This is a genomic window from Mesorhizobium sp. P5_C1, from assembly GCF_054049815.1.
The window spans coordinates 1-10,954 of sequence record NZ_JBFULQ010000167.1; the positions used below are offsets into that span (position 1 = coordinate 1).

Here is a 10,954-nt window from a genome sequence, read left to right on the forward strand (position 1 = left end):
GCCCTGTGGACAGTGTTACGGGTGACCATCTCGGCGGCACGACTTATTTTAATGCCTCGGCCGAAGCCCAGTTCCCGCTGCCAGTCATTCCGGAGAGCTTCGGGCTGCGCGGCGCGGTGTTCGCGGACGCAGCAACGCTCTATGGCACCAAGATCGAGAATGCGGCTGTCACCCAGACGTCGACTGACCTGAAGCTGCGCGCCTCGGTCGGCCTCGGCTTGATGTGGGCATCGCCGTTCGGTCCGATCCGTATCGACTATGCGATCCCGGTCAAGAAGGAAGCGACCGACAACGTGCAGGAGTTCAATTTCGGCATATCGACCCGCTTCTGATCGACGGCCAACGATGCTCCCGGATTTTTCAGGTCCGGGAGAGATGTTCCGACCTAGCTGGATATAGCTTCTGGAATGACCGATCCGGTGTTCTTCGCGCCATCACGCCGGTATACGGCGGGCGAAGTCGCGAATCTGACCGGCTCGGTGCTTGTCGATTCCGGCCAATCCCATATCTCGATCGAAGCGCTCGCGCCGGCCAATGAGGGCGGCGAGAATGCGCTCGTTTTCGTCGATGGCAAACGCAATTCCGCGCTGATGCTGTCGCTGCGGGCGGCCGCGGTCCTGTGTCCGGCGGAATTCGCCAGCAAGGCGCYGGCCGGCATCGCGGTACTCATTCATCCGCGTCCGCAACAGGCCTTCGCGCTGGTCGGCCGTCTGCTGTTCCCGACGGCCGCGACACCGGGACCAATGACCAGTGAAACCGGTGTCTCGCCGCATGCTCATATCGATCCGACCGCGCATGTCGAGGCAGGTGCTGTCATCGAGGCAGGTGCCGTCATCGGGCCGGGTGCTTCGATCGGCGGCGGTACGGTCATCGCGCCCAACGCTGTCATCGGACAATCCTGCCAGATCGGCCGCGACGGCTATGTCGGTCCAGGCGCCAGCATCCAGTATGCCTTGATCGGCAACCGCGTCATCATCCATGGAGGCGCCAGGATCGGCCAGGATGGTTTTGGCTTCGTCGGCGGCGCCAAGGGACCCGAACGCGTGCCGCAGGTCGGCCGTGTCGTTATCCAGGACGATGTCGAGATCGGCTCCAACACCACCGTCGATCGCGGCGCCATGTCCGATACGATCATAGGCCAGGGCACCAAGATCGACAATCTCGTACAGATCGCCCATAACGTCCGCATCGGCCGCAATTGCATAATAGCCGGGCTTTCGGGTATCTCGGGTTCCGTGATCGTGGGTGACAATGTCACCATGGGCGGCGGCGTCGGGCTTGCGGATCACCTGACCATCGGGTCTGGGGCCAAGCTCGCCRCCAGAAGTGGGTTTATGAGCAATGTCCCTGCAGGCGAGATCTGGGGTGGTTATCCGGCACAGCCGATGGCGGAAGCCATGCGGGAGATAGCCATGCTGCGCAAGCTCGCCAGGACCCGCAAACAGGGCGAGGGAGGCAATGGCTGACATGATCGCTTCGACTACGCTGGAAGCGGTCGACATTATGGGGCTCATGAAGCTCCTGCCGCACCGCTATCCGTTCCTGATGATCGATCGCATCGTCGACATCGATGGCGACGAGTCCGCCGTCGGCATCAAGAACGTGACCATAAACGAGCCGCATTTTCAGGGCCATTTCCCCGAGCAGCCGGTGATGCCGGGAGTGCTCATCGTCGAGGCGATGGCGCAGACGGCCGGCGCCATCTGCATCCGCAGCCTGCGCACTGAAAAGCCGTCATTGGTCTATTTCCTGACCATCGACAATGCCAAATTCCGCAAACCGGTCGTTCCCGGCGACCAGTTGAGGATCCATGTCAAGAAAATCAAGAAACGCGGCAACCTGCTGAAATTCGCTTGTGAAGCCATGGTCGACGGCGCCAAGGCGGCCGAGGCCGAGATTTCAGCCATGATGGTCACCAGCGACTGACGATCGAATGCTTATGAAAATCAAGACATCCATTCATGCTTCCGCTGTCGTGGAGGAGGGCGCCCAAATCGGTCAAGGCGTGCGCATTGGGCCGTTTTGTCATGTCGGCGCCGATGCGGTGATCGGCGACGGCGTCGAACTGGTCAGCCATGTCTCGGTGATGGGCGCGACCACCATCGGTGCCTCGACCAAGGTCTACCCGATGGCAATACTGGGCGGGCCGCCGCAGAACACCAAGCACAAGGGCGGCCGCACCACTTTGGTCATCGGCACGAACTGCACGATCCGCGAAGGCGTGACCATGCATCTCGGCACCGATTCCAGCCGCGGGGAGACGACGATCGGCGACAATGGCAATTTCCTTGCCTACGCCCACATCGCCCATGATTGCGTCGTCGGCGACAATGCGACGTTCGCCAACGGAGCGACGCTGGGCGGCCACTGCGAGGTCGGCAACAACGTCTATATTGGCGGACTGACGGCGGTTCATCAGTTTGTCCGTGTCGGCGACAATGCCTTTCTGGGCGGCTGCTCAGCGATCGTGGGCGATGTCATTCCCTATGCCATCGCGGTTGGCAATCGCGCCAGTCTGCGCGGCCTCAACATCATTGGCCTGAAGCGTTCTGGCCTGCCGAGGTCCGAAATCCATGTGCTGCGCAAGGCTTACAAGATGATCTTCGATCGCTCTCGCACCGTTGGCGAGAACATCGAATTCGCCAAGGCCGAATTCGCGTCGTCGCCGACCGCCATGAAGATCGTCGATTTCATCACCAGTCGCGGCAAGCGGCATTATGCGGTGCCGTCGCTCAAGGGCGGCGATGGCGACGATGTCGATGACGAAGGCTGAGACCGCGGCAGCCGGTCTTGATCTCCCATCGGGCGCCAGGGTCGGCATCATCGCCGGCGGCGGCAGCCTGCCGGTCGAAGTCGCGGCCGGTGCGGCGCAACGAGGCCATCCTCCCTTTGTCATCCTGATGGAAGGCGAGGTGGACCGCATGGCGGAGCTCTCCCGGTATGAGCATGAAAGCCTCGCTCTGGAAGGTATCGGCTCGCTGATACCCTTGTTGAGGCGGCACCGGATTACCCACCTGGTGCTTGCGGGCGAGATCAAGCGCAGGCCACGATTGCTTGCGCTGCGGCCCAGTCTCAGCCTGCTCGCGGTGATTCCCCTGGTGGTCATGGCGCTGGCGCGTGGCGACGATGGCTTGCTGAAGGTGGTGGCACGAGGTCTCGAAGCACGAGGCATAAAGATCGTCGGCGCCCACGAGATCGTGCCAGACCTCGTCGCCGCCGAGGGTGTCCTGACCAAGGCCTCGCCACGCAAATCGGACTGGCTCGACATCGAGGCAGGCCTTGCAGCGGCAAAGGCGATTGGGGCGCTGGATATTGGCCAGGCGGCGATCGCAGTCGGTGGCCGCACTATTGCACTCGAAGGCATCGAGGGAACAGCCGGACTGCTTGATCGCGCGAAGCTGTTGCGTGGCCACGGCCGTATCGCGGGCAAGACCCGCGGCGTGCTGGTCAAATGCGCCAAGCCTGGCCAGGAACTGCGTGCGGATCTTCCTTCCATCGGTCCGCAGACGATCGAGGCGGTACATGCGGCCGGGCTTGCCGGCATTGCCGTCGAGGCGGGACGTTCGCTGGTTCTCGAAGGCCCTGAAACCGTCGCGCGCGCCAACGCCCTCGGCCTGTTCGTCATCGGTCTGCCTGCCGCTACGGAGCCGCATCATGCCTGACAGGGCATTGAAGATTGCGATTGTTGCCGGCGAAGAGTCGGGCGATCTGCTTGGCGCCGACATCGTGCGTTCGCTCAAGCAGGCTACCAGGCGCGAGGTGGAGCTCGTCGGCCTCGGCGGCCGCCATTTGCAGGCGCTGGGACTGACGTCGCCGTTCGATGCCGGCGAGATCGCCCTGATGGGTTTCAGCGCCATTCTACGCGACCTGCCACGCCTGATGCGGCGGATCAACCAGCTGGCCAAAACTGTTGCGGACGAGAAGCCCGATTGCCTCGTCACCATCGACAGTCCTGACTTCTCGTTGCGCGTCGCCAGGAAGGTGCGTGGGGCCAATCCGTCGATCCCGATCATCCACTATGTCTGCCCAAGCGTGTGGGCATGGCGGCCGGGCAGGGCGGTGGCCATGAAGCCCTATGTCGACCATGTACTCTGCATCCTGCCGTTCGAGGTGAAGGAACTCGAACGACTGGGCGGCCCGCCCGGAACCTATGTCGGGCATCGCCTCACCCATGATGCAGGCGTGCTCGGTGCTGCCAAGGCGCAGGATCTGCCGCGCGATCTTGCGTCTCCGGATCGCGTCAAGACACTGCTCGTCCTGCCTGGTTCGAGGCGCGGCGAGGTGCGACGGCTGCTCGAGCCGTTCGGCGAGACGGTGTCGATGCTGCATGCGCGCGGGCATCGCCTGCGGCTGCTGCTGCCGACCGTCCCGCATGTCGCCGACCTCGTCAGGGCCTCGGTCACACGGTGGGATGAGAAACCCGAGATTATCCTTGATACCCAACGCAAATGGCAGGCCTTCGGCAAGGCCGATGCGGCGCTGATCGCGTCGGGGACGGTATCGCTGGAGCTGGCGCTGGCCGGTGTGCCGATGGTCTCCTGCTACAGACTCGATCCCGTCGCGCGCGTCGTGGCGCCTTACCTGTTGTCCGTCTGGTCGGCGCTGTTGCCCAACCTGATCGCGGATCGGGCGCTGGTCCCGGAATTCTATAATGAGTACGTCAAGCCGAACAATCTGACCCGGCAACTGGAAGCGCTGTTTGCCGACAGCGGGATGCGCGCCTGGCAGAAGCAAGGTTTTGCCGAGATTACCCGGCGCATGGCGACCGACAAGCCGTCCGGCGAGATCGCGGCGGGTGTCGTGCTTCGTCACATAAAAAAAGCGCCCTGACGGGCGCCTTTCTCAATCCGGAAAGCCTCGATCACCGCTTGGCGATCGGCACGTAGTCACGCTCCGGCGCACCGGTATAGAGCTGGCGCGGGCGGCCGATCTTCTGGCGCGGGTCCTCGATCATCTCCTTCCACTGCGCGATCCAGCCGACGGTGCGGGCGACCGCGAACAAGACGGTGAACATCGTGGTGGGGAAGCCCAGCGCCTTAAGCGTGATGCCGGAATAGAAGTCGACATTCGGGTAGAGTTTCTTCTCAATGAAATAGGGATCGGTCAGCGCGATCTTTTCCAGCTCCATGGCGATATCGAGCAGCGGATCGTCCTTGATGCCGAGCTCGCCCAGCACCTCATGCGCCGTCTTCTGCATGATCTTGGCGCGCGGATCGTAGTTCTTGTAGACGCGGTGGCCAAAGCCCATCAGCCGGAACGGGTCGTTCTTGTCCTTGGCGCGAGCGATGAATTCCGGGATGTGGTCGACATGGCCGATTTCGCCCAGCATGTTGAGCGCCGCTTCATTGGCGCCGCCATGGGCCGGGCCCCACAGGCAAGCGATGCCGGCGGCGATGCAGGCGAACGGGTTGGCACCCGATGAGCCGGCAAGACGCACGGTCGAGGTCGAGGCGTTCTGCTCGTGATCGGCATGCAGGATGAAGATGCGCTCCATGGCGCGCGCCAGCACCGGATTGATCTTGTACTCCTCGCACGGCACGGCGAAGCACATATGCAGGAAGTTGGCGGCGAAGTTCAGCTCGTTCTTCGGGTAAATGAAGGGCTGGCCGATATGGTATTTGTAGGCCATCGCCGCGATCGTCGGCATCTTGGCGATCAGCCGCATGGAGGCAACCATGCGCTGGTAGGGGTCGGAGATGTCGGTGGAGTCGTGGTAGAAGGCCGACAGCGCGCCAACGACGCCGCACATCACCGCCATCGGGTGCGCGTCTCGGCGGAAGCCGGTGAAGAAGCGCGACATCTGCTCGTGCACCATGGTGTGGCGCGTCACGCGGTAATCGAAATCGTCCTTCTGCGCCTTGGTCGGCAATTCGCCATAGAGCAGGAGATAGCAGACCTCGAGGAAGTCGCCGTGTTCGGCCAACTGGTCGATCGGATAGCCGCGGTGCAAGAGGATGCCGGCGTCGCCGTCGATGAAGGTGATTTCGGACTCGCAGCTTGCGGTCGAGGTGAAGCCGGGATCGTAGGTGAAGGCGCCGGTGGTGCTGTAGAGCGAGGCGATGTCGATGACATCAGGCCCGACCGAGCCGCTTCGCACCTTGAACTCGTGCGTCTTGCCGGCGAATTCAAGCGTTGCCGTGGCCTCGTGGGTGTTGCCGCCCAAATCCAGTTTTTTCGTAGCTTCGGTCATTGCAAACTCCTTCTTGTTTCCTCATGCCGGCAAAGGCAAAATTCCGCAGAGCGACACGTCGAAATCACCGCAATGCGCGTATTCGCCACCGCATTCTAGGAGGTGCGTGCCAGATTGGGCCAGGGCCTAATGTTGCACTGCGAAACGCGCCTTTCAATGCCAATCTTCTTGGGCCAGTTCGCTCCTAATCGATTTGATCCGCTATGCGCGCCAGGCTTTCCTCGCGGCCGAGCACGGCAAGCACGTCGAACACACCCGGCGAGGTGCTTTTGCCAGTCAGGGCGGCGCGCAAAGGCTGGGCCACGGCGCCAAGCTTGTGGCCGCCGGCCTGCGCATAGTCGCGCACGGCGGCTTCAGCCGCAGTGGCCGTCCAGTCACCTGACAGGGTCGTCAAAGCTTCGTGAGCGCCGCGCAGGATCTTGCGCGCGTCTTCATTGAGCAGCAGTGCCGCCTTGTCGTCGATCGGCAGCGGCCGGGTGGCAAACAGGAAGGCGGCGCCGTCGACAAGTTCGACCAGTGTCTTGGCGCGCTCCTTCAGGCCGGGCAGCGCTGCCAGCAGTTGCGCCTTGTTCCTGTCGTCGAGGCGCGCGGCCATCGCCGGCCCCCCCTCGAGATAGGGCAGGGTGGCGATGAAGATGTCGAACAGCTCAGCATCGCTCATGCGGCGCATATGGACGCCGTTCAGCGCCTCGAGCTTGGCGAAGTCGAAGCGGGCGGCGCCCTTGTTCACATCGCCGATGTCGAACCAGGAGATCATGTCCTTGATCGACATGATCTCGTCGTCGCCATGGCTCCAGCCGAGGCGCGCCAGGTAGTTCAGCAACGCCTCCGGCAGGTAGCCCATGGCGCGATAGGCCTCGACGCCGAGCGCACCGTGCCGCTTCGACAGCTTGGCGCCATCGGCGCCGTGGATCAGCGGGATATGCGACATGGACGGCACGTCCCAGCCCATGGCGTCGTAGATCACCGTCTGGCGGGCGGCATTGGTCAAATGGTCGTCGCCTCGGATGATGTGGGTGACGCCCATGTCGTGGTCGTCGACGACGACGGCATGCATATAGGTCGGGTTGCCGTCCGAACGCAGGATGATGAAGTCGTCGAGATCCTTGTTGGGGAAGCGCACCTCGCCCTGGACACGGTCGTGCACCACCGTCTCGCCCGTGGTCGGCGCCTTGATGCGGATGGCGCCCTTGGCGCCTGCGGGCGCCTCGGAGGGGTCCCGGTCACGCCACCGGCCGTCATAGCGGGGCGGCAGGCCCTTGGCGCGTGCTGCCTCGCGCATTGCCTCGAGCTCGGCAGGCGTCTCGTAGCTGTAATAGGCCTTGCCCATGCGCACGAGCTCCTCGGCCACCTCGCGATGACGCGGCGCGCGCTCGAACTGCGAGACGGCCTCGCCATCCCAGGAGAGGCCGAGCCAGGAAAGCCCGTCGAGAATGGCTGCGGTCGCGGCATCGTTGGAGCGCTCGCGATCGGTGTCTTCGATGCGCAGCAGCATGGTGCCGTCAGTGTGCTTTGCGTACAGCCAGTTGAACAGCGCCGTGCGCGCGCCGCCTATGTGCAGGTAACCGGTGGGCGAGGGGGCAAAACGGGTGACGACCTTGTCGGACATGAAACTCTCGGAAACCATCTGAAGCGGGGTGTGGTTGCGCGGACTTTCGCGCGTTGCGCGTTCATGTAGCATAGGGTGTCGAGGGCGCAAGGGGCAGACCCGATGGCTGGACGGGGCCGGGGCTCGGATCAGGGCGAGGACGCCGCTATTGGCGTCAGCGAACGGTCCCTGTTTGCGACGCCGCTGCCGGCTGCGTTACCGCTGCCATCACCTCTCGTGCCGGCCCCCGGCAACCCGCCGTTGCAAGCGGATGTCTCCGCCCCCGCTCCTGTTGCCGAAGTTGGCAGGATCGTGCGCGTGCGCCGGCAAATCGGCCGGATATCGCTGCCTCGGCTGCGCCACAGCGTGGCCACGGCAGCGGGCCTGGAGCTTGATCGAGGCGTAGCCTTCCTGCTGGTGCCGGTCTGTCTGGCGATCGGAGCGATCGGCTATTTTTCGCTGACGGTGGAACCTGATTTTGCGAAGCCTGTCGCGGTCGTCGTTCTGACGGGGCTCTGCGCGTTCGTCTCGCGTTCCAGGCCGAAAGCCCATCTTTGTTTCATGGCTGCGGTGCTGTGCACGCTCGGCCTGCTCGCCGGCAAGGTCGAGACATGGCGGGCGGGAACGCAGTTGCTCGGTTCGGAAATCTCGACTCAAGTGACCGGCCGCGTCGTCTCGCTTGACCGAATGGAGTCCGGCCGCATCCGGCTGACCATCGACGTGACGTCGACAGCCAGGCCGAAATTGCGCTATGCGCCGGAGCGGGTTCGGCTTTCGGCACGAAAGATCCCGGCAGAGATAACCCCAGGCTCGCTGGTCACCGGCTACGCCAAGCTATTGCCGCCCACCGGCCCGGTGCGGCCGGACAGCTACGACTTCTCCTTCGACAGCTATTTCGCCGGCATTGGCGGCAGCGGGTTTTTCCTCGGCAATCCAAAGCTTGTCGCCGGCAATGACGACGACATTCCGCTGTCAGCCCGCCTTGCCTCGGGGATAGAAAATGCCCGTGAAGCCATCGCCGACCATATCAGGGGCAGTATCGGTGGCGCCGAAGGCGAGATCGCCGCGGCGCTGATCGTCGGCGTGCGCGCCGGCATTCCCGATGAGATCAACGAAGCGATGCGGCGCACCGGCATCTACCACGTCATCTCCATTTCAGGGCTGCACATGGCGCTGGTGGCCGGCACAATCATGATGCTGATGCGCAGCGCCTTCGCCCTGTTTCCGGACTTTTCCGCGCGCCGGCCAGTCAAGAAATACGCCGCGGCCGCCGCGCTTTTCTCGATCGCCGCCTATCTTGTCATCTCAGGCGTCGTCGTTGCCGCAGAGCGCAGCTTCATCATGCTGGCGGTGATGCTGATTGCCGTGCTGTTCGATCGGGCGGCGCTGACCATGCGCAACCTGGCGATCTCGGCGATCGCGGTCATTGCGGTGTCGCCGCATGAAGTGGTCGGCCCAAGTTTCCAGATGTCGTTCGCGGCGACCGCGGCGCTGGTCGGTGCCTATGCCGGCTGGTCTGATCATCGTGCGGCGAAAACGAAACCGCCGCCGCCACGGCGATCTCTCCATGGCTTTCTCACCAGAAAATTCCTGTTGGCGATGGGCGGCCTTGCCATGACCTCCATCATCGCCGGCTCTGCCACGGCGCTGTTTGCCATCTGGCATTTTCAGCGGGTGTCGCCGCTCAGCCTGTTCGCCAATCTCGCCATCATGCCAATCGTCTCGCTGGTTGTGATGCCTTTCGCCGTCCTCAGTGCGCTGGCGATGCCCTTTGGCGCCGATGGCCCCTTTCTTTACGTGATGGGCAAAGGCCTGACGGTGATGATCGCCATGTCCGGATGGATTTCCCAGCGCTCGCCGGTCGACGCGGTCGGGTTGATTTCGCAGCAGTCCGTCCTGCTGGTTGCGATTGCCTTGGTCATCGCGACGATGGCCACGACATGGCTGCGGCTCGCAGCCCTTCCGTTCGCGCTTGCCGGCCTGTTGACCGTCTCGGACACGCGCGCACCGGACGTGCTGATCTCGGAGGACGCCCGGCTGGTTGCGCTGCCGATCGGGGGTGGCGAACTCGCCGTCAGCCGGGCACGCCCGAACGAATTCACGGTCGACAACTGGAAACGCGCGCTGACATCCGAGACCATCGTCATACCGGAGGTGTTCAGCAAAGGAGACGGGCAATTCGAGATAGCCGATGCCGCCGAGCTGCCGTCGGGAGCGCCTTTCTATTGCACATCGGGCATTTGTCTCGCCAAGCATCCATCCGGTGCGATCATCGCGCATGTCGAAGACCGAAAGGACGCCTGGATGGCCTGCGGCTTCGCCGACCTGATCGTCATCAATGACGCCACGGCCTATGACCCCTGTCACAATCCACTTGTGCTCGTCATCACCAAGCGACAACTGGCCCGCAAGGGTAGTGCGGCCGTCTTCTTCGATCGCCAATCTGCGACCACGCCTGCGACGATCAGCTTCGCGGTGGACGGGTCATACCGGCCCTGGCACACGCAGCGCAAGTTTTCGCGCGAGGCGAGGGGCCTGCCACCCTACCGCAAACCCGAAAAGCCGGTCGCAAGCCCTGCTCAGTAGCGCCTGATCAGCCCGACGAGCTTGCCTTGCACCTTGACCCTGTCCGGTCCGAAAATGCGGGTTTCATAGGCCGGGTTGGCGGCTTCGAGAGCAATCGAGGCACCCTTGCGGCGGAACCGCTTCAGCGTCGCTTCCTCTTCATCCACCAGCGCCACGATGATCTCACCCGGGCTGGCTGTATCGGCGTTGCGGATGATGACGGTATCGCCGTCGAAGATGCCGGCCTCGATCATCGAGTCGCCCTTGACCTCCAGGGCATAGTGTTCGCCGCCCATGATCATGTCCGGCGGCACCGAGATCGAATGCGTCTGGTGCTGGATGGCGTCGATCGGCACACCGGCCGCGATGCGTCCCATGACCGGGATCGACACGGCGGAGACCACGTCGTCGTCATTGCCGGCCGAAGGCATCCGCGAAGATGCAGGCTTGAGTTGCCGGCCAAGGCCGCCTTGACCGAGGCTGCCCTGGATGACGCTTGGCGAGAACTTCTTTGCCGCGTTGAGGCCTGGCGCGATCGAATCCGGCAGCCGCAGCACTTCCAACGCGCGCGCCCGATTGGGCAGGCGGCGAATGAAGCCGCGCTCCTCCAG

Annotated in this window: 10 protein-coding genes; 7 read left to right on the plus strand and 3 right to left on the minus strand. The window is 63.5% G+C overall.

The features are described from left to right. The 6 genes from ACXJ7R_RS15295 to lpxB form a co-directional block, all read left to right on the plus strand. Positions 1 to 332: BamA/TamA family outer membrane protein (locus ACXJ7R_RS15295; protein WP_457152562.1), on the plus strand; the 332-nt coding region annotated here is incomplete at its 5' end. A gap of 75 nt (positions 333 to 407) precedes the next feature. Then, on the plus strand, positions 408 to 1,466 hold the full coding sequence (gene lpxD, locus ACXJ7R_RS15300) for a UDP-3-O-(3-hydroxymyristoyl)glucosamine N-acyltransferase (RefSeq protein WP_457152563.1): 1,059 nt from the start codon (positions 408 to 410) through the stop codon (positions 1,464 to 1,466). Continuing rightward, positions 1,459 to 1,926, plus strand: a complete 468-nt coding sequence (fabZ, locus tag ACXJ7R_RS15305) for a 3-hydroxyacyl-ACP dehydratase FabZ (RefSeq protein ID WP_095081436.1) — start codon at positions 1,459 to 1,461, stop codon at positions 1,924 to 1,926. The genes lpxD and fabZ overlap by 8 nt, the downstream gene beginning before the upstream one ends. Positions 1,927 to 1,939: 13 nt before the next feature. Further along, positions 1,940 to 2,773, plus strand: a complete 834-nt coding sequence (gene lpxA / locus ACXJ7R_RS15310; RefSeq protein ID WP_457152564.1) for an acyl-ACP--UDP-N-acetylglucosamine O-acyltransferase — start codon at positions 1,940 to 1,942, stop codon at positions 2,771 to 2,773. Next, a complete protein-coding gene (locus ACXJ7R_RS15315; protein ID WP_457152565.1) occupies positions 2,760 to 3,662 on the plus strand; it encodes an LpxI family protein in 903 nt (300 codons plus the stop codon). Before lpxA ends, ACXJ7R_RS15315 begins: the two co-directional genes overlap by 14 nt. After that, complete coding sequence (gene lpxB / locus ACXJ7R_RS15320; protein WP_457152566.1) at positions 3,655 to 4,830, plus strand: lipid-A-disaccharide synthase; 1,176 nt, start codon at positions 3,655 to 3,657, stop codon at positions 4,828 to 4,830. Before ACXJ7R_RS15315 ends, lpxB begins: the two co-directional genes overlap by 8 nt. A gap of 31 nt (positions 4,831 to 4,861) precedes the next feature. Here lpxB and gltA read toward each other — a convergent pair whose 3' ends face one another. Together gltA and gltX are read right to left on the minus strand one after the other, a co-directional pair. Then, positions 4,862 to 6,190: a citrate synthase gene (gltA, locus tag ACXJ7R_RS15325; RefSeq protein ID WP_457152567.1), complete on the minus strand. Its 1,329-nt coding sequence runs from the start codon at positions 6,188 to 6,190 to the stop codon at positions 4,862 to 4,864. A gap of 184 nt (positions 6,191 to 6,374) precedes the next feature. After that, the gene (gltX, locus tag ACXJ7R_RS15330; protein ID WP_457152568.1) at positions 6,375 to 7,799 is read right to left on the minus strand and encodes a glutamate--tRNA ligase; all 1,425 of its coding nucleotides are present in this window, start codon (positions 7,797 to 7,799) and stop codon (positions 6,375 to 6,377) included. A gap of 102 nt (positions 7,800 to 7,901) precedes the next feature. Here gltX and ACXJ7R_RS15335 point away from each other — a divergent pair, with 102 nt between their 5' ends. Then, positions 7,902 to 10,364 carry a ComEC/Rec2 family competence protein gene (locus ACXJ7R_RS15335; RefSeq protein ID WP_457152569.1) on the plus strand — a complete coding sequence of 821 codons (2,463 nt, stop codon included), beginning with the start codon at positions 7,902 to 7,904 and terminating at the stop codon, positions 10,362 to 10,364. On the opposite strand, the gene lexA is transcribed toward ACXJ7R_RS15335, so the two are convergent. Beyond that, positions 10,358 to 10,954 (minus strand): transcriptional repressor LexA (gene lexA, locus ACXJ7R_RS15340; protein WP_457152570.1); only part of this gene is annotated, 597 nt, incomplete at its 5' end. The two genes, ACXJ7R_RS15335 and lexA, sit on opposite strands and share 7 nt — an antisense overlap.

Coding starts and splice junctions, on each gene's coding strand:
- ACXJ7R_RS15315 (WP_457152565.1), top strand. CDS start 2,760: ATGACGAAGGCTGAGACCGCGGCAGCCGGTCTTGATCTCCCATCGGGC.
- ACXJ7R_RS15335 (WP_457152569.1), top strand. CDS start 7,902: ATGGCTGGACGGGGCCGGGGCTCGGATCAGGGCGAGGACGCCGCTATT.
- lpxA (WP_457152564.1), top strand. CDS start 1,940: ATGAAAATCAAGACATCCATTCATGCTTCCGCTGTCGTGGAGGAGGGC.
- gltA (WP_457152567.1), bottom strand. CDS start 6,190: ATGACCGAAGCTACGAAAAAACTGGATTTGGGCGGCAACACCCACGAG.
- gltX (WP_457152568.1), bottom strand. CDS start 7,799: ATGTCCGACAAGGTCGTCACCCGTTTTGCCCCCTCGCCCACCGGTTAC.
- lpxB (WP_457152566.1), top strand. CDS start 3,655: ATGCCTGACAGGGCATTGAAGATTGCGATTGTTGCCGGCGAAGAGTCG.
- fabZ (WP_095081436.1), top strand. CDS start 1,459: ATGGCTGACATGATCGCTTCGACTACGCTGGAAGCGGTCGACATTATG.